Raw genomic sequence first — 17,922 nt, forward strand, 5'->3', positions numbered from 1 at the left:
CTAAACATAAAGAAAAACAGCAATTATAAAAATTGCTGTTTCTCTTTCGCATTATGCAGATGTTTTTGTATCAAGTACAGTACCGTCTTGTAGCACCAATTTCGGTGGCTCATTATCAGCTACTGTTTCTTTCGTAAGAATACACTTCTCGATATCTTTGCGAGATGGAAGTTCAAACATTACATCAAGCATTAAGCCTTCAATAATAGAACGAAGTCCACGAGCACCTGTTTTACGTTCAATTGCTTTTTTCGCAATCTCAATCAGTGCGCCTTCTTCAAACTCTAACTCAACATCGTCAAGCTCCAACAGTTTTTGGAATTGCTTAACAAGTGCATTTTTCGGTTTCGTTAAAATATCAACAAGAGCATCTTCATCAAGTGGCTCTAGGTTCGCAATAACTGGAAGACGACCGATAAACTCTGGAATTAAACCAAATCTTAAAAGGTCCTCTGGTAATACGTGAGATAGAACATGCTTTTCATTTACATCAGCATTTTTCTTCTCTGAACCAAATCCAATTACTTTTTCACCAAGGCGACGTTTAATAATTGGCTCAATGCCATCAAACGCTCCACCACAAATGAATAGGATATTCGTTGTATCAATTTGAATGAATTCTTGATGCGGATGCTTACGACCACCTTGAGGTGGAACGCTTGCTACAGTACCTTCTAAAATTTTCAGAAGTGCCTGCTGTACACCTTCACCAGATACATCACGTGTAATTGATGGATTTTCGGACTTACGTGCCACTTTATCAATCTCATCAATATAAATAATTCCTTTTTCTGCTTTTTCTACATCATAATCAGCCGCTTGAATTAGTTTTAGTAAAATGTTTTCTACATCTTCCCCAACGTATCCAGCTTCTGTTAAAGATGTTGCGTCCGCGATTGCAAATGGAACATTTAAAATACGCGCTAATGTTTGTGCCAATAATGTTTTACCACTACCTGTTGGACCAATAAGTGAAATATTACTCTTCGCTAATTCTACATCATCAATTTTGCTGTTAGAATTAATACGTTTGTAATGGTTATATACCGCTACCGCTAGTGCTTTTTTCGCGTTATCTTGTCCGATGACATACTCATCTAAGATTTCACGAATTTCTACCGGTTTCGGTACATCTTTGAATTCTACTTCTTCGTCCTTCGCAAGCTCCTCTTGTACAATTTCAGTACAAAGCTCGATACACTCGTCACAAATGTAAACACCTGGACCTGCAACTAACTTTCGAACTTGCGTTTGTGTTTTACCACAGAAAGAACATTTTAATTGCCCTTTTTCATCATTAAATTTAAACATATTTTCACACCCCTTACAAAGTGCTAACCTCTTGCCTTCGTATGTACACGATAAATGTATCGTATGTAAATACATATTATGTCACTACGTAGCGAGAAATACAAATAATATGACTAGTTATGTACAAATAAAAAGTTTTTAAAACTTTTGAAATATGTATATTCGACTTATAAAGGAACTTTTCCTTCTTCATCGAAAAGTTTTATAAATATATTTCTATATTTATAAAACAAGGCACGATTAAAATCGCGCCTTGTTATTTTATTATGCAGCGTTTTCTACTAAGAAGTCTACAGCTTTACGCACTTTAAGATCTTCAGATAAAGCGTCTGCGCTTCCAAGAGCTTGCTTGATAGCGTCTACTGGCATACCGTACATTTCAGCCATTTTTTCAACTTCTGCAGTTACTTCTTCTTCAGTAACTTCGATGTTTTCAGCTTCAATGATAGCTTCAAGAACAAGATTGATTCTTACACGTTTTTGTGCATCCTCTTTCATTTGCTCTTTTAATTTGTCAGCATCAGTACCTGTGAATTGGTAGTAAAGCTCAAGGTTCATACCTTGTTGGCTTAAACGTTGCTCGAATTCACGAACCATACGATCTAACTCAGTGTCGATCATAGCTTCTGGAATATCGATTTCAGCGTTAGCAGCAGCTAATTCTACTACTTCGTCACGTACTTTGTGCTCAGCTTCGTGCTTTTTGCCTTCTTCTAAGTTTGTACGAAGTTTTGTTTTTAATTCATCAAGAGTTGCAACTTCTTCGTCAGCCTCTTTAGCGAACTCGTCGTTTAACTCAGGAAGTTCTTTTGTTTTGATTTCGTGAATTGTTACTTTGAATGTTGCTGGTTTGCCAGCTAATTCAGCAGCATGGTACTCTTCTGGGAATGATACTTCAACGTCTTTAGACTCACCAGATTTAAGACCAATTACTTGCTCTTCGAAACCTGGGATGAAAGTACCAGAACCGATTGCAAGAGAATAGTTTTCGCCTTTTCCGCCTTCAAATGCTTCGCCATCAACGAAACCTTCGAAGTCGATTACAGCTGTATCACCATTTTCAATAGTTCCTTCTTCTTTAACAACTAGTTCAGCTTGACGCTCTTGTAAAGCTTTTACTTCATTCTCTACATCTTCGTCAGTTACAGTTGTTTCAACTTTTTCTACTGCTAAACCTTTGTACTCACCTAATTTAACTTCAGGTTTCACTGTAACTTTTGCAGTGAAGATAAGATTAGCATTTTTTTCGAACTTCTCAATATCGATTTCAGGATGAGCAACTGGGAAGATACCAGCTTCATCGATTGCTTCACCGTATGCTTTTGGTAAGATGATATCTAAAGCATCTTGGTATAAAGATTCGATACCAAAGCGTTGTTCGAATAACGGACGAGGCATTTTTCCTTTACGGAAACCTGGTACGTTGATTGTTTTTACTACTTTTTTGAACGCAGCGTCGATAGAGTTGTTTACTTCTTTAGCATCAACTTCAATTGTTAAAACGCCTACGTTACCTTCTAATTTTTCCCATTTTGCAGCCATTTATTCTTTCCCTCCAACTATAATAATGTATGCACATACCTTTATAGATCAAAATATTCATTATCTCTCTTTCGAAATAATAAATGTACAAATAATCCTCTAGCAAATGCTTTCAGATATAATGTTCCAATCTACTAGTTGTCTAAAAGACAACTACGGTATATTTTGTTCGAGACTAATATGAAACATATTAAGTAAGAGAATTACACTTCTCTTCTCTTACAAACAGGCAGATTTCTGCCTTTTGCAACCCTTACATTATAACATAGAATATGCTCGTTTCAAGAACTGAACGATTCTTTTTCATAATTATACGGGCAAATATCCTTCTCTTTCAACACGCAATAACCATTGATAGGCAATATGAAACTCTTCTAATTCAATATTATATGCTGTCATAAGTTCTTCTTCATCAATAGCCAATCCGAAACGTTTTCTTCCAATTCTCTCTAAAACAGCAGCCCAAATCTCTACTTTATCCATTAATAGTGCAAATGGGAAAACGCTAATTTGTAATTCTTTCCAATATACAACCATCGCACTAAATATATCGGGATAATTTTGCTCCAATCGGCTTGATAATGTATGTATAATGTTATCGGATTGCTCCTCATTATGACCTGTAAATGCTGGAATCACTTTAACCCTATTTCCAAACTTTTCTACTTCTATCTCTTCTTCTACTTGATTTTCTATCATTTTATACAAAATAGAAGTTTTCAAATAAGGATGTTGCTTTTCGTCTATTAAAAATTTCTTTAAAACAGGTAATGCGAGATCCAAGTCTTTTAACGAAATCTGTTGAATCGCTCTCAGCTTTTGCCCAAAGTTTTCTCCAAAAATCTCCTTAGTAAATTCATCCAATTCGAAATTTGAATCAATTAGCGACGTGTCTTCTTCATTTAGCATACCTTCTGCAAATAAAGCGAGTTGCGCTAATTTTTCCTTTTGCTCAGGCATTATATCTTTCGTTCGCAAAACTTTTTCAACAGTTTCAATAACGCCTTCATAATCATTTGTTTGAACTAAAATCGTCACATACGTTTCAAGAATATCACCAAATAAGACAGCTCCTGTTTCAAGCAACTGTTCACATTTGTCTTTCGCTTCTTCCATACGTTTTAATTCCAGCAAACAAATAACGGAAGCTAATTCCGTTTGTTCCGTTTCTGCATTATACTGACGTAATATTTCAAAGCAGCGCAATGCATCTTCGAATTCCCGCTCTTTCAGCGCTAAAAAGCCTTCATCAATATAGCGTTCTGATAGTTGCGGAAACAATACGACCGTATTTTCTTTTTTATCCATACGTCCGCCTCTTTTTCTAGATTTTAATGATCTTCAAAGTAAATATATCAAATGCGTAATAAGAACACAACAATCTAAAACCTTTTGTTTGAAATATAAAAATATTCTATTTTTATATTTCAATACAGCTAAATCTTTATTAAAAAATCAAAATTATACAAATAAAAATCCTCAGCAACAGACGCAGAGGATTCATCATTAATGGAAAGCTTTTATAATTGTGGGGTATATTACAAGGGTAATAATTTGGAGAACAATAATTGCCATAACAATCATGCTAAAATAGAAGATTGGCTTACTTCGCTTCATTAAAAACATAATAATAAGCATCGTGCAAGCAAACAAACTTAAGAAAAACAAACTCGTTGTCGAACTAAGTATACCACTCGGGACAAAGAACAATAACACTACACTACAAGTACCTATAATTCCAAATAACCATTCCATTCATTCACTCATTCCCTTTCCCTCTCATGGTAGTTTTTTTTACTAAGCGATTAAATGTTTTACAACATCAACTACATACGTTAATTTCTCATACGCTACAAATCCAAAAGCAACTGTTAAGCCTGTTACAACTAATCCCTTCATCATTTCTTCCTCCTCGTTTTATCGTTGTTACCTTCATTATAAAAGATTAGCAAATTCTTACCATCGAACTACCTTACAGTTACCTTACAGAATTGTAAGATTTCAAAAGGGTTAGAAAAACACCTCCTATCGCTTGAGGTGCTTTCATGGAATTTCTCTATAATCACTTGCAACATTAACCTTTTCTCTTGATAATTTTTCGGAGAATCAACTCTCAAACTAATGGATTTATTAAATAATTTAGGATCGAAATAATATTCGTTATTTTTCTTAACTTACCTTCAAATATTTTCGCCTTACAAGAAAACATTTTGTTAAAATCATGTTAATATATTTTTGTATAATTAAGAATTTAAAAGGGGGATTATATATGTTTAAAAAAATGGCTGCAGATGTATTAGGACTAAGCGATGTAGGGTCTGTCATTACACCGAAAGATTACGATAAGGTTGATGCTGATGATTACTTGATGCATGAAGATGGAGAGAAAATTTATTTTCTAATTAAATCAAAATCAGATGAATATTGTTTCACAAACAAAGGATTAATCCACCTAGATGGCACAAGCGCAACAAGTAAAAAACGTACACTACGCCGCTTTAGCTATAGTAAATATCAAATTAAAAACGTAGCACTTGAAACTGCCGGAACGATTGATTTAGATGTAGAAATTAAGTTTCAAATGGGAGATGAGCATTATTCAATTGATGTTCATAAAAAACACATTGAAGAATTAAAAGATTTATATAAGGCTTTACTTAAAATAGAAGAAATTTCATACGAAAACGATATTACATTGCAGTATGCACATAAAAGTCTAGATATGGCATCTAACGCTTTTAGCCGTATCTCAAATGCACAAGTAAATTTAGCAGAGCAATTTAAAGAGATGAATGAAATCGCCTTTAACTGGCTCGTTGATACGAAAAAACAATATAATGTGAAAGATTATGGTTTTGTCTTTGAGAAGTTTATTAATAACTAAACAAAAAACCTTGTTATCAAAAGATAACAAGGTTTTTTTAGCGTCCCAGGAGAGGTTCGAACTCTCGGCCCGCTCATTTCCGTACTATTTTATATATTTTGATCGCAGTCTTAATATATCTTCCTCTTCGCGAATGCCTGCCGATCCCTTCCTCACATTTTTTACGACAGTCCAATTCGGGTTAGTTTCATCACCGATGTTCTGTATTGTAAAGTTGCCGTCACCATATTTCCGTTGACCTTCTGCCAATTTCTCCGTTAAATCATTCTCTTTTGCTCTCGCCATCTTTGCGCCATCTCCCTTTTTTATACAACCTTCTTAAACTGTCCAACCAATCACACGTCCAGTCAATTGGAGATTCTCGTTTTCCGCTTCTATTAATTGTAACACACTGTCGGGGATAAGTTTCGATAACGGGTGCTCAATCGTACTAGAATGATAAAAAGTTTTATAACACTCTAAGTGAACAATTGGGATAATATAGATATGGATTTAAGTTCCATCATAAGCCTATTGATTCTTTAAATTAAACAAGAGAAATAGAGCGCATAAATGGCGCTCTTTTCTTAATGCACTTTAATCTGTTGTATATAATAATTATTATATGTTACGTTATATTTTTTACACCTCTTGCACATACATCAATTTTTAGACAAACAAAAAACCTTGTTATCAAAAGATAACAAGGTTTTCTTAGCGTCCCAGGAGAGATTCGAACTCCCGACCGTACGCTTAGAAGGCGTATGCTCTATCCGGCTGAGCTACTGGGACATGGAGCGGGTGAAGAGAATCGAACTCTCGACCAGAGCTTGGAAGGCTCTTGTTTTACCACTAAACTACACCCGCATATGTTATTTTATTTTTCTTCGTTAGCGCTGTTGCCCTATCGACAATATTTATTATATGTATATCCATACATAAAGTCAACACCTTTTTTAAAAGAGGATAATTTTTCTTATCCTCTTTTAAAAACTGCTTGTTCAACTAGTTGTCCGTCTAATGTTTCAAAGCGAACATCTATATGTTTTTCATTCATTTCTAATAAGGCAAATGTCTTTTCTACACGCTGACGTGGTAATAAAATACTTCCTGGATTGATAAATAAAACTCCATCAATAAATTCCGCACCTAATACGTGAGAATGTCCGAAGCATGCAACTTGTGCCCCCACTTCTTCTGCATAGTACGCTAACGTTTGTAAAGTCATTTTCACGTTATGACGATGTCCATGCACAACTAAGAAGCGAATGCCATCTACGTCAGTTACAATTTCATCTTGAAAGTTAGCATAATCACAATTTCCTTTTACAACATGGAAACCTTGCAGTTCTTCATGAGCAGGCGTTAACTCCGAATCACCACAATGGATCATGACATCTACTTTCCCTTCATATTTCTCTTTTAACTGCTGTAATTCCTTCACAGAGCTATGACTATCGCTTACGATTAAAGCTTTCATCAATCTCTCTCCCTCATTCTCCTAAAAACCATTCCGGAATTTTTTCTTCTAACTTACGAAGAGCACGTCCGCGGTGACTAATGGCATTTTTCTCATCTGAACTTAGTTCTGCCATCGCTTTTTTATATTCTTCTACATAAAAGATTGGATCATATCCAAAGCCGTTTTCCCCGCGGCGCTGTTCTAAAATGTACCCTTCACACGTTCCATTCACAATGACCGGTTCTTTATCCGCTTCTGGGAATGCAACTGCTAATGCACAGTAGAAACGCGCTTTACGTTTTTCAAAGTCAATTCCATTTAATTCTTGTAACACTTTATCCATGTTCGCTTGATCGTCTTTCGGCCCTCCTGCAAACCGAGCTGAATACACGCCTGGTTTTCCGTTTAAAGCATCTACGATCAGACCTGAATCATCCGCAATTACGATAGAATCCAACTGTCTACTCAAACTATCTGCTTTTAAGATTGCATTTTCTTCAAACGTTTCACCAGTTTCTTCGACTTCTTCAATATGAGGAAAATCGTGTAATGATTTCACTTCTAAATCAAAGCGCTCAAATAACTCAGCAAACTCACGCACTTTCCCCATATTTTTTGTCGCAACAACAACTTGTTTCATATTTTCCACCTCTACTCTATATGAGATACGATGTCACCTAACGCTTCTTTTTGCATGTCAATTAGTTGGAAAATGCCTTGTTCCGCAGCATCAAGTAGTTCATTTAACTGTGTTCTGCTAAACGTCGCTTCTTCTCCAGTTCCTTGCACTTCGACAAACTGACCTTTTCCAGTCATAATCACGTTCATATCAACGTCCGCTTTAGAATCTTCTGCATAGTTTAAATCTAAAACAACACCTTGCTCTTCCACAATTCCCACTGACGTTGCTGCTAAATAATCTTTTACTGGAATTTTAGATACTTTTTCTGCTTGTAATAACTTCTCAAACGCTAATACCATCGCTACATATGCACCTGTAATAGAAGCTGTTCTCGTTCCACCATCTGCTTGAATAACATCACAGTCAATCCAAACTGTTCTCTCGCCAAGTGCTTCTAAGTCAACTACCGCACGTAATGCTCGTCCAATTAAACGCTGGATTTCCATTGTACGTCCAGTTACTTTCCCTTTACTTGACTCCCTGATTGTACGTTGTTCTGTTGCACGCGGAATCATCGCGTATTCAGCTGTTACCCAGCCCTTTCCTTCCCCGCGCATAAACGGTGGGACACGCTCTTCAATTGTCGCTGAGCAAATTACCTTTGTATCCCCAACTTCAATTAATACTGATCCTTCTGGGTGTTTTAAATAATTCGTATGAATATGTATATGGCGTAATTCTGTTTTCTCTCTACCATCTACTCGCATAAAAATAACCTCCTCATAACTACTTGTTAGTATAGCCAAATTTAAATGTATGATATGTATACAATAAAAGAAGGGGAACCCAAAAAGCAATTCCCCTTTCTTACTTAAGTATATCAAATTATCCACGATTAAAAACTACCTGTATTCACGTTTTCTGGACGATCTACAGGTTTTATTAACTTTCCGCCCTTTTCATCTATAAGATTTGCTTTACCATTTACCTCAATAGAAACACTTTTTACGCCTTTCTTTTCTGTCAAAGATAAAACTAACGACTTCAATACGTAATTTGAAACCATATTTTTATCTGGGTTTACAAATATATTTTCATTAAAGTTTAATGTAAGATTTCCGTCTTGCAATTTTGGATTCGTAATAAGCTTAACTCCTGGGTTAAAATCATTCAGGAGCGATTGATGAATCGGTCCTTTTACAAGTTCATCTATAATGGTTGCATAATCATTTTCTTTTCCCTCTACAACGCGGCGTGTTACCGGTACATAATATTGCTGCTTATCATTATTTTGCGCCATAAAGTAAAGCGTAACTGGTTTTGTATTTGTTACATCTGCCACTTGTTCATCATCAAAGTTAATACCATTCGCACGACTCACCCCTTCTCCAAGCGGTGTACCCGCGACAGGCATCTTCGCTAACTTTTCACCATTTATCTGAAACTGCACTTGTTTTATTTCTTTAAATTGAGTCAAAGTCCACGCTACTGACTCAACAATTTGACGCTCTTCTTCTTTTGCATAGTTTTTCATTTCTTTAGAGAAATCAATTACTGCTGTCCCATCTTTTTTCAAATCTAGAGTCATCGATGTATTTGCTGGAATGACTGCACGGAACCCATTCGGTAATAAATCAGTTACCGGCCCATCTTTCACAAGGTATTCTAGCGTTTGCTGTATTACTTCATTCGCTTTCGGAGTAGGCATTGCGATTGTTTGCGGTACAACATATCCATTTTTATCAACTAAGTATATTTCTCTATTTATCGTTTGCCCTTGTTTATTTTTAGCCGTCCCTTTCTTTTCACCATCTGTATACGTAACTTTTTTTGGTGGATCAATTTGTTCGGTAGCTTTCTCCTGATTTATGAAGCCGCACCCTGTTAATAAAACAGCACTTACCGTAGCACCAATAACCCATTTAAAAGTGGATTTAGGCATGCCTTTCCCCCCTAAAAACTAAGTTTGTACTATTATGTATACGAGCTATTTCACGTTTTAGAACAAGCTGTGCTTCTTATAAAGTGAAACTTTAATCAGCAGGGTCTTACTGCCCGGCAAATAGCGGGATAAACAAAAAACCCCTAATTTCTCAGGGGTTCACTTATATGAATTCTATTATTATTCTTCTAAATGAATATGCTTCACATTTTCAATCGGCTGACCGAACCATTTTGATGCAATTTCTTTAAATAGGCCTATTTTCCCTGTTGTTAAGAAGAGATGATCACTTTGTTCCTCTCCCTCATTCAACATTTTACTATGATATAAAATTGTACTTACTTCACGCGCTGTTTCATCACCAGAACTAATTAGTTGCACTTTATCTCCCATTACCTTTTTAATAACAGGACCTAAAATTGGATAATGTGTACAACCTAAAATAAGTGTATCAATATCGGTATTTTTCAGCGGTTGCAATGTTTCTCTTACAACTTCATACGCCATTTCACTTTCGAAATTCCCACTTTCTACAAGTTCGACGAAAGGCGGACATGCTAAACTTTCTACCATAACACGGTTATTAATAGACTTTAACGCTTCTTCGTATGCACCACTTTTCACCGTTCCAATCGTACCAATAATCCCAACATGATACGTATTTGTCACTTTTAAAGCTGTACGTGATCCTGGGTGAATAACTCCCACTACCGGAATTGGTAATTGTTTCTGCATTTCTTCTAATACAACCGCAGTTGCTGTATTACACGCAATAACTAACATCTTGATATTTAAATCTAGTAAATGCTCCGTCATTTCCCACGTAAATTGACGCACTTCTTCTCGAGAACGTGGACCATAAGGGCAACGCGCTGTATCCCCTAAATATATAATACGCTCTTTCGGCAACTGACGAATTAATTCCTTCGCTACAGTTAAACCACCAACTCCTGAATCGATAACACCGATTGCTCTATTCAACTTCATCACCCGTTTTCTCATTCATCATCTTATTTTATCATTATATTTTACACACTTTAAGTTCGCTCACTTAAACTGCTTCTGTATGAAAATTTTCATTTGTACCTGTATAGACTAGGACCTTTTTTATTTTGCTCCTTTTTTTCATAATTTGCAAGACAGAAAAATAACCGACCTTCTATACGAAAGTCGGTTTCTTCTATATAAAGTGCATATTTACCTCGCTATTTGCCGGGCAGTAAGACCCCCACTAATTAAAGTTTCACTTTATTGCTCCATCTTTTTTTTGGAAAGAAGACATTCCTATTAATAAGAAGAAATGAGCAGAAATTAAAATGACGATTAAACTAAAATTCAAACGATAACTATTTGTAGACTCCATAATTTTGCTCGCTACAGCTGGTCCAAATGCCATACCGAAAAAGTTAATTAAATTATATAAACCAAGTCCCAATCCAACTTTAGCTGGATGTAATGTTTTCGGTATAAATGTGTTTAATGATACTTGAATAGCTGAATAACTCATAAATGTTAAAATAATCGCTACTAAAATAACAATAAAGCTCCCTTTCGGAATAAGCCCTAAAATTAAAAAACCAACGATCATAACTACAGACGCTACATTAATCAGTCTCACATTCCCAAACGAAGGAACAATCTTTCCGGTAACAAAACTAGATACAATACCAAAGAGAGATGCAACAAACAATACAATCCCGATAACGAACGGAGATAAACTATGCTCTCTCCCTAGCAGTAATGGTAATAATAACAAACTAGCACATAGCGCCACATTAATTATAAATCCAACCGCAATTAAACGCAGAAATGGTTTATTCGTAAATAACTCAATATCAATAAAGGGATTCTCCGCGTTCTTCATACGAACCGTGAATAAAAATAAGAAAGCAGCAGATAGCACAAATAGCCAACTATTCATATTTACACCTAATAAAACGGTCGTAATCAATACAAATAATAAAACTGCTCCAATGAAATCAAAGCGGAACACTTCATCGGTATGTTGCACCTCTTCTGGCATAAATTTTACAAGCAAGAAAATACCAATCATTGAAATAACCATAAATAAAAATAAATACGGCCATCCTAACGTATTCGTAATTGCTCCACCAACTAAAGGACCGATACCAACTGCTAATGCAATAGAAGAACTAATCATTGCTAGCACACCCGCTTTCTTAGCAGGATTAACTAATTTTTCCACCGCAATCATACTAAGCGCAATAAACGCCGCTCCCCCACTCGCCTGCACTAATCTTGCGAAAATGACAATCGCATAAGATTGATTTACAAATCCAATAATTGAACCAGCTACAAATATGATAATGGAAGTTATTAATAGTTTTTTTACACTGTAACGGTCCGCCAGTTTCCCATATATTATCGAACCAATACCGACAACTAAGGAATACCCTACTACAACCCAACTGACTTTCGATTGGCTAATCGACAAATCACTAGCAATATCTTCTAACGCTACATTAAATAAAACCGCGTTCATCGGTCCTAATAAAACGATAAAACATAATGTGAAAACAAACCATTTTGAATGGTTACTTATATCTTCCCCCATGTGTAACACCTCTCCTGATTGTAGTAACTGCAAATGAAAAATATACAAAGTAAACTAATTTAGTGTTTTTAGTTTACTTCGTTCAAAAATTGTTATACACTAATTTCGAATCCGATATAAGGAGGACTGACATGGTTATTCAAATTTGCAATTTCTAACTTAATAAAATGAAGTAAATAAAGAACTTTTATATAGAAGAAACATTACAGGAGGATTATGATGAAGAAAAAAATGTTAGTTGTGTTGACGAGCGTAGAAAAATATCCAAATTTAAATCGAGCTACTGGGCTTTGGCTTGGTGAAGCCGTCCATTTCGTTAAAAAAGTTGAAGAAGCTGGTTACGAAGTAGATTATGTCAGCCCACAAGGTGGTTATACACCGATTGATCCGCATAGTTTAGCAATGGCGGAGAGCATCGATTGGGAATGGTATCAAAAGAAAGAGTTTATGAATCGTCTCGGTTCTACAATGAAACCGAGTGAAGTGAATCCAGAAGACTACGCTGTTATTTATTACGCAGGCGGTCACGGTGTGATTTGGGACTTCCCAGAAAATAAAGAACTTCAAATGATTAGCCGCAACATTTATGAAAATGGCGGAATTGTTTCCTCTGTTTGTCACGGAGCTGCTGGTTTATTTCATATCACATTAAGTAATGGGGAACGTTTAATTAGCGGTAAAAAAGTAACAGGATTCTCAAATGAAGAAGAAAAACTAGCTGGATTGGATCAATTTGTTCCATTTTTAACAGAAGATGAACTCATTAAAAATGGAGGGCTTTACGAAAAAGCTGCGCAGCCTTGGGAAGCTTACGCTGTAGAAGATAATCGTGTTATCACTGGTCAAAATCCGGCTTCAGGTGGCCCAGTAGCTGAATTCGTATTACAACACGTAAAAAATAACATGTAATAAAAAAAGCAGGTTTTCCATTCGTATAGGAAAACCTGCTTTTTTACGAAATCATTTGCAAAATAGCAATAATTTCTTTTTCAATTTCAGAATCATCAATTGCTTCTATATACTCCGGCTTAAAAAGTTGATACTTCTTTAATTGATAAAAATCCAGTATCGCTTTCTTTAACGTAATATCGTATTGAATACAAAAAGAATGATCTATAATACGCCTTAACATCACATCATCTTGTACCATAAATAATTGCGCATTCATTTTATTAAAGTATCCTTGTCCCATACCCGACTCAAAAAACATTTGTAAATTACGATTACGATTTTGTTGTGCAGCGACTAACTGATCTGACAAATGCGGATACGCTTCTTTCAAATCTTGCAAAAAGATATCCGAAATATACGTCACACATTTTAAAGAATGGATAAACGTCTTTTGGAAACGTTCTGCAAAGGACAGACTTTCATCTTGATTATCCGCATCACCTTCAAGAAGATAGTTTATGAAATCCTCTACTACCGCTTCAATAATCTCATCTTTCGAAGAAAAACGTTTATATAAAGTAGCTTTACTAATATCCATATATTTCGCGATTTCATCTATTTTTAATTGGCTAAAACTCGTTTTTCGAATAATAGGCTTTATTTTATTAATATAAGTATTTGCACACGCAACTTTTCCCATTTAAAAGAGCCTCCCCTTTTGTTCATACAAAATAGTATAGCAAATTCATGAATGATTATAAATGAAGTTATTATACTCATTATGTCTTTTTAGTTTATTGTATTTTCAATCTACACTATACAAAAAATATTCCTTTCGCAATAAAATACCCGCTCCCTTTATTAGTAGCGGGTATTTTTTCTATAATTTATTTACAGCTCTTCTTATAGCTTTACCTATTTCCACACTAGACTGCGGATTTTGCCCTGTAATTAAACGACCATCCACTACAACATGTGGCGTAAAATTAGGAGCTACATAAAACAAGGCCCCTTCTTCTTTCAATTTACTTTCTAGCAAAAATGGAACTCGCTTTTCTAAATGTACAGCTTTTTCTTCATCGTTTGTATAACCTGTTATACGCTTACCGGCAACAAAAAACGAACCATCTTTATTTTTCACACCAACTAAAGAACTTACCCCGTGACAAACAGCCGCTACAATCCGGTTATTGTTATACATATTCTCAATTAAATTTGCTACATATGGATTACCTGGAAAATCTACAATCGCCCCGTGTCCACCACCAAATAATACCGCATCATACTCTGAAGAATGGACAGTTGAAATCACCCTCGTATTTTGCAATAAAGAAGCGACATGCTTAAATTCACGAGGTATGCCATTCGGAATAGATACTCTATCAATCGGCACTCTTCCGCCTTTTATAGAAACAATATCAACATCGAACTTAGCTTTTTTAAATAAAAGATAAGGAGCTGCGAGCTCTTCCAGCCACAAACCAGTCGGGTGTCCATTCATATCATGAGCACTTGTTGAAACTAACAGTATCCTTTTCAACATATCCCCTCCTTATTACCTATTTATGTATGAAACGTTTTTATCATTCATATAGCACGTGAAACAAACAGAAAAATAGCCGACTCTTTTTATAAAAGTCGGCTGCTTTCTTATAGTTCGAGCTCTCCCATGCGAAGAAGCTCAACAACTGCTTGTGAACGTCCTTTAACCCCTAGCTTTTGCATTGCGTTTGAGATGTGGTTGCGAACTGTCTTTTCACTTATAAAAAGTTCACCTGCAATTTCTTTCGTTGTTTTATCTTGAACCAGTAATTCAAATACTTCTCTCTCTCTCTTTGTGAGTAAAGGTTTAGATTGATACGCTTTTTCCTTCAACTGGTATAACCCTCCTTGCTTAAGCCAGAGCTGTGTATGTGTAAGTTGGGTGTTTATTTAGTCAAGATATTGTATGAACGAAATGTGCAGGTGGTGAATAAAAATGGGCTTTATTTCCTATGTTATTTTAGACTTTTATACAGTGCGGACACTCTTTTTATCCACTTACTTTCCAGTACGCCATATTTGTTCTAGCAATATACTTACAACTGTACCTACAAATAAACCATTCCCGAATATATATTGCATAACAGACGGCAATGATTGGAGTGCTCCAGACGGTAAAAACATAACGCCGCTGCCAAATAATACTGCAACGCCTAAAATCGTTATATTCCTTTCACTCATCGGCACTTGTTTTATATTATTAAATCCAATTCCAATTAACTGTACGAACGAAGCCATTAACACTGCAGATGCGACAGCGGATGGCAACGATGCTAAGTAACGAATAATACTCGGAAACAGCGACATTACGACTAGTAATATACATGCTAGTAAGAACGATCGTATATACTTTTGTTTTGTTAAACGTATAAATCCCGCTGTCGCCGGTAGCGGCACGACACCTACAGTTGAAAATACGGACGAAATGATATGTGAAATCCCTCCAACCCACGTACCATCCTTCAACTGTTTTTGTTCAATAGTCGCTTTATGAATCGTAGCTTGATTAATCGCTATAATAGCTGCCACTGTATTTGAAACTAAAATACATACCATAACGAAACTCGATACAGCCATCCCTGTATTCCACTTTGGAAGACCCCAAGCAAATATTTGTGGAAGTTGCACAAAATGAGTTACTTGAGATGGGATTGTCACTTTCCCTGCAATGAGAAAAATAATCCACCCACTAATTAATCCTATTAAAACGGCATAACTTTTAACGAAACCTTTTCCAAAATTAGATAGTATAATAACGAACAGAAATATACTAAACGCGATTATTGCTGTAAATCCATCAATTTGAGAAATAGTAGCTGTAATTCCTAGCATTCCTTTTAAAAATACACCACTTAATTGTAAACATAATAAAAGTAAAAACGTCCCTGTCACAACCGGCGTAAATAAAAATAAAATACGTCCAATAAAACCAGTTACTCCTAATCCTATTAAAATAACACCGGAAATGATCATTCCTAATTCCAAAATTTGCAGTGTACTATGTAATTGATCCTGTCCGGCCGTTGCATAAGCAAGTACGGTAAATACACCAACCCAAGATCCAGCTGGCCCATCCGCAATTGGTAGTCTATGTCCAATCCATCCTTGTAAAAAAGAAGATATACCAACTACAAAAAACGTACGCTGCATTAAATAAAATATTTCTTCCGTCGTAAGATGAAATAACCCACCAACGACAATTGGTAGTGCGATTGAATTCGCTAATAAAAATATAAACCATTGCAAAGTTCCCATAATATGATTTTGGTTATGTTGATTGTCCAAATTTTTCATCCCTTCTAGCTTTCCTATACGAAATATATTGTAAGAATAAAAAAGAAGAGTTCTATATTCTCAATTAGAACCCTCCTCAAATTATTTAAACGATTCTTCTACACAAGATTATTTAATTCCACCTCATTTAAACTTCCAACAACAATATCCCCTTTATACACGACTAAACGCTTTTCTGTTTGACGCGCTACCGCTTCAGCAGTACATGTTGCATTCGTTAAAACAAAGCTCGCTTCATCTCCTACATTTGGCCAAGCTCGTTTCCCTTCCTTGTTTAACGTTTCTTTTCCTCCCGTAATAAAGCGAAGTGCTTTTCCTAAAGACCTTTCGTCACTCCACCCAAAACGCTCTGCTAATCGATTTGCCTTTTGAAGCATATCGCCAGTTCCAAACGGCGACCAATGATCTGTAATACTATCATTTCCTAATGAAACTTTAACACCTTTTTTATCTAATAATGGAATTGGAATTACTTGTTTACCAATTGGCACCGTTGAAGTAATATCAATACTTAAAGCTGCTAGTCTTTCTGCCACTTCTTCAGCTTCTTTATCAGTAACACCACCAAGTCCAAGCGCATGACTAATTGTTACACGACCTTGCCACCCTGCTTCTTCTGTTAAGCTTGCCAACCTCTTCATCGTAAACGTTCCTAGATTATTCGCATCATGCAAATGAATATCAACATCTGCATTAAATTCTACTGCGATATCCATAATCGTATGTAATGATTTTTCGATATCATTATCCACTGTAGCTGGATCCACTCCACCGACTAGATTCGCACCCATACGCATCGCATCTTTCACAAGTTGTACAGAATTACTGCGCAATAATCCATGTTGCGGAAAAGCAACGATTCTACCAGACATCCGATTTTTATATGTTTCTAATGCAGCTAACGTCGCCTCCAAATTATGAAGTCCAATAATTGGATCAACATTACAATGCGTTCTAATATTCGTTGTACCATTTCGAAGTAGTAACTCTAGCATATTTTCCGCCCTGTCTTGAGCAGTTGTTAATTGCTTTGGCAAAATCTTCCCTTCCTCATTAAAACGTGTAAAAATACTGTCTGCTGGCATACAAGCTTTCCAAGGCCCACTATAATATGTTTTATCAATATGAATATGCATCTCTTCGAAAGACGGCAAAATTAATAAGCGATTCGCATCAAGAGTTACTATCCCGTCCTCTTGAACAATCCCTTCTATAATTTTTTTAATTCGTCCATCTTCAATGAGTAAACTACATAATTCTGTTTCTGTTCGTGAAATTGCCCCTTCTTCATATGTATACCTTGATTCAAGCATTACATTAGTCAACCAATATACTGTCATTTCTATTTCCCCACCCTTTATTAAAAATCGCCTCATAC

The 17,922-nt window shown here is 35.8% G+C and carries 18 protein-coding genes, 2 tRNA genes and 1 pseudogene; 2 read left to right on the forward strand and 19 right to left on the reverse strand.

Features of this window, described 5'->3' with window-relative positions; all coding sequences use genetic code 11:
* Positions 1 to 51 precede the first annotated feature (51 nt).
* The 5 genes and pseudogenes from clpX to G9F74_RS30665 all read right to left on the reverse strand — a co-directional run.
* Positions 52 to 1,311 (reverse strand): ATP-dependent protease ATP-binding subunit ClpX, encoded by a 1,260-nt coding sequence (gene clpX / locus G9F74_RS09790; protein WP_000472286.1) that lies wholly within the window; start codon positions 1,309 to 1,311, stop codon positions 52 to 54.
* Positions 1,312 to 1,575: 264 nt separating this feature from the next.
* Positions 1,576 to 2,853, reverse strand: a complete 1,278-nt coding sequence (tig, locus tag G9F74_RS09795) for a trigger factor (RefSeq protein ID WP_000729257.1) — start codon at positions 2,851 to 2,853, stop codon at positions 1,576 to 1,578.
* A gap of 309 nt (positions 2,854 to 3,162) precedes the next feature.
* Positions 3,163 to 4,161, reverse strand: coding sequence for a hypothetical protein (locus tag G9F74_RS09800; protein ID WP_000358251.1), 999 nt, complete (start codon positions 4,159 to 4,161; stop codon positions 3,163 to 3,165).
* Between the two features lie 198 nt (positions 4,162 to 4,359).
* A complete protein-coding gene (locus G9F74_RS09805) occupies positions 4,360 to 4,608 on the reverse strand; it encodes a hypothetical protein (protein ID WP_001983650.1) in 249 nt (82 codons plus the stop codon).
* 288 nt (positions 4,609 to 4,896) lie between these two features.
* Positions 4,897 to 5,009: pseudogene (locus tag G9F74_RS30665) on the reverse strand (group I intron-associated PD-(D/E)XK endonuclease); the annotation flags it as partial.
* A gap of 113 nt (positions 5,010 to 5,122) precedes the next feature.
* Here G9F74_RS30665 and G9F74_RS09810 point away from each other — a divergent pair.
* Positions 5,123 to 5,737, forward strand: coding sequence for a PH domain-containing protein (locus tag G9F74_RS09810; protein WP_016109141.1), 615 nt, complete (start codon positions 5,123 to 5,125; stop codon positions 5,735 to 5,737).
* An 84-nt stretch (positions 5,738 to 5,821) separates the two neighbouring features.
* Here G9F74_RS09810 and G9F74_RS09815 read toward each other — a convergent pair whose 3' ends face one another.
* From G9F74_RS09815 to G9F74_RS09855, 9 genes are all read right to left on the reverse strand, one after another.
* A complete protein-coding gene (locus tag G9F74_RS09815; RefSeq protein ID WP_000090056.1) occupies positions 5,822 to 6,022 on the reverse strand; it encodes a hypothetical protein in 201 nt (66 codons plus the stop codon).
* Between the two features lie 412 nt (positions 6,023 to 6,434).
* Positions 6,435 to 6,508: transfer RNA gene (locus tag G9F74_RS09820), tRNA-Arg, on the reverse strand.
* A gap of 1 nt (position 6,509) precedes the next feature.
* Positions 6,510 to 6,583, reverse strand: a tRNA-Gly gene (locus G9F74_RS09825).
* 109 nt (positions 6,584 to 6,692) lie between these two features.
* Complete coding sequence (locus G9F74_RS09830; RefSeq protein WP_000645514.1) at positions 6,693 to 7,196, reverse strand: metallophosphoesterase; 504 nt, start codon at positions 7,194 to 7,196, stop codon at positions 6,693 to 6,695.
* Positions 7,197 to 7,209: 13 nt separating this feature from the next.
* Positions 7,210 to 7,818 (reverse strand): XTP/dITP diphosphatase, encoded by a 609-nt coding sequence (locus G9F74_RS09835; RefSeq protein WP_016109142.1) that lies wholly within the window; start codon positions 7,816 to 7,818, stop codon positions 7,210 to 7,212.
* An 11-nt stretch (positions 7,819 to 7,829) separates the two neighbouring features.
* Entirely contained in the window at positions 7,830 to 8,567 is a 738-nt protein-coding gene (gene rph, locus G9F74_RS09840; protein ID WP_001261767.1) for a ribonuclease PH, read from the reverse strand.
* Positions 8,568 to 8,695: 128 nt separating this feature from the next.
* A complete protein-coding gene (locus tag G9F74_RS09845) occupies positions 8,696 to 9,742 on the reverse strand; it encodes a GerMN domain-containing protein (protein ID WP_001126732.1) in 1,047 nt (348 codons plus the stop codon).
* 180 nt (positions 9,743 to 9,922) lie between these two features.
* Positions 9,923 to 10,729: a glutamate racemase gene (gene racE / locus G9F74_RS09850; RefSeq protein WP_000773999.1), complete on the reverse strand. Its 807-nt coding sequence runs from the start codon at positions 10,727 to 10,729 to the stop codon at positions 9,923 to 9,925.
* 256 nt (positions 10,730 to 10,985) lie between these two features.
* Positions 10,986 to 12,317, reverse strand: a complete 1,332-nt coding sequence (locus G9F74_RS09855) for an MFS transporter (RefSeq protein ID WP_000503390.1) — start codon at positions 12,315 to 12,317, stop codon at positions 10,986 to 10,988.
* Positions 12,318 to 12,536: 219 nt separating this feature from the next.
* On the opposite strand from G9F74_RS09855, the gene G9F74_RS09860 reads away from it, so the two are divergent.
* Positions 12,537 to 13,226, forward strand: coding sequence for a type 1 glutamine amidotransferase domain-containing protein (locus G9F74_RS09860; RefSeq protein WP_016109143.1), 690 nt, complete (start codon positions 12,537 to 12,539; stop codon positions 13,224 to 13,226).
* Positions 13,227 to 13,269: 43 nt separating this feature from the next.
* Here G9F74_RS09860 and G9F74_RS09865 read toward each other — a convergent pair whose 3' ends face one another.
* From G9F74_RS09865 to G9F74_RS09885, 5 genes are all read right to left on the reverse strand, one after another.
* Positions 13,270 to 13,908 carry a TetR/AcrR family transcriptional regulator gene (locus G9F74_RS09865; protein WP_016109144.1) on the reverse strand — a complete coding sequence of 213 codons (639 nt, stop codon included), beginning with the start codon at positions 13,906 to 13,908 and terminating at the stop codon, positions 13,270 to 13,272.
* A 180-nt stretch (positions 13,909 to 14,088) separates the two neighbouring features.
* Positions 14,089 to 14,751, reverse strand: coding sequence for a type 1 glutamine amidotransferase domain-containing protein (locus tag G9F74_RS09870; protein ID WP_016109145.1), 663 nt, complete (start codon positions 14,749 to 14,751; stop codon positions 14,089 to 14,091).
* A 107-nt stretch (positions 14,752 to 14,858) separates the two neighbouring features.
* Positions 14,859 to 15,083 (reverse strand): spore germination transcription factor GerE, encoded by a 225-nt coding sequence (gerE, locus tag G9F74_RS09875; RefSeq protein ID WP_000659484.1) that lies wholly within the window; start codon positions 15,081 to 15,083, stop codon positions 14,859 to 14,861.
* A gap of 165 nt (positions 15,084 to 15,248) precedes the next feature.
* Positions 15,249 to 16,544 carry a purine/pyrimidine permease gene (locus G9F74_RS09880; protein WP_000792689.1) on the reverse strand — a complete coding sequence of 432 codons (1,296 nt, stop codon included), beginning with the start codon at positions 16,542 to 16,544 and terminating at the stop codon, positions 15,249 to 15,251.
* 98 nt (positions 16,545 to 16,642) lie between these two features.
* On the reverse strand, positions 16,643 to 17,884 hold the full coding sequence (locus tag G9F74_RS09885) for an amidohydrolase family protein (RefSeq protein WP_016109146.1): 1,242 nt from the start codon (positions 17,882 to 17,884) through the stop codon (positions 16,643 to 16,645).
* Between the last annotated feature and the right edge of the window lie 38 nt (positions 17,885 to 17,922).

It is taken from the genome of Bacillus sp. EKM202B (assembly GCF_011066025.1).
Classification (GTDB): Bacteria; Bacillota; Bacilli; order Bacillales; family Bacillaceae_G; genus Bacillus_A; species Bacillus_A toyonensis.

Bases quoted from the DNA above. Each gene is read 5' to 3' on its own strand.
- clpX (WP_000472286.1), bottom strand. From the start codon at position 1,311: ATGTTTAAATTTAATGATGAAAAAGGGCAATTAAAATGTTCTTTCTGT.
- tig (WP_000729257.1), bottom strand. From the start codon at position 2,853: ATGGCTGCAAAATGGGAAAAATTAGAAGGTAACGTAGGCGTTTTAACA.
- G9F74_RS09800 (WP_000358251.1), bottom strand. From the start codon at position 4,161: ATGGATAAAAAAGAAAATACGGTCGTATTGTTTCCGCAACTATCAGAA.
- G9F74_RS09805 (WP_001983650.1), bottom strand. From the start codon at position 4,608: ATGGAATGGTTATTTGGAATTATAGGTACTTGTAGTGTAGTGTTATTG.
- G9F74_RS09810 (WP_016109141.1), top strand. From the start codon at position 5,123: ATGTTTAAAAAAATGGCTGCAGATGTATTAGGACTAAGCGATGTAGGG.
- G9F74_RS09815 (WP_000090056.1), bottom strand. From the start codon at position 6,022: ATGGCGAGAGCAAAAGAGAATGATTTAACGGAGAAATTGGCAGAAGGT.
- G9F74_RS09830 (WP_000645514.1), bottom strand. From the start codon at position 7,196: ATGAAAGCTTTAATCGTAAGCGATAGTCATAGCTCTGTGAAGGAATTA.
- G9F74_RS09835 (WP_016109142.1), bottom strand. From the start codon at position 7,818: ATGAAACAAGTTGTTGTTGCGACAAAAAATATGGGGAAAGTGCGTGAG.
- rph (WP_001261767.1), bottom strand. From the start codon at position 8,567: ATGCGAGTAGATGGTAGAGAGAAAACAGAATTACGCCATATACATATT.
- G9F74_RS09845 (WP_001126732.1), bottom strand. From the start codon at position 9,742: ATGCCTAAATCCACTTTTAAATGGGTTATTGGTGCTACGGTAAGTGCT.
- racE (WP_000773999.1), bottom strand. From the start codon at position 10,729: ATGAAGTTGAATAGAGCAATCGGTGTTATCGATTCAGGAGTTGGTGGT.
- G9F74_RS09855 (WP_000503390.1), bottom strand. From the start codon at position 12,317: ATGGGGGAAGATATAAGTAACCATTCAAAATGGTTTGTTTTCACATTA.
- G9F74_RS09860 (WP_016109143.1), top strand. From the start codon at position 12,537: ATGAAGAAAAAAATGTTAGTTGTGTTGACGAGCGTAGAAAAATATCCA.
- G9F74_RS09865 (WP_016109144.1), bottom strand. From the start codon at position 13,908: ATGGGAAAAGTTGCGTGTGCAAATACTTATATTAATAAAATAAAGCCT.
- G9F74_RS09870 (WP_016109145.1), bottom strand. From the start codon at position 14,751: ATGTTGAAAAGGATACTGTTAGTTTCAACAAGTGCTCATGATATGAAT.
- G9F74_RS09880 (WP_000792689.1), bottom strand. From the start codon at position 16,544: ATGAAAAATTTGGACAATCAACATAACCAAAATCATATTATGGGAACT.
- G9F74_RS09885 (WP_016109146.1), bottom strand. From the start codon at position 17,884: ATGACAGTATATTGGTTGACTAATGTAATGCTTGAATCAAGGTATACA.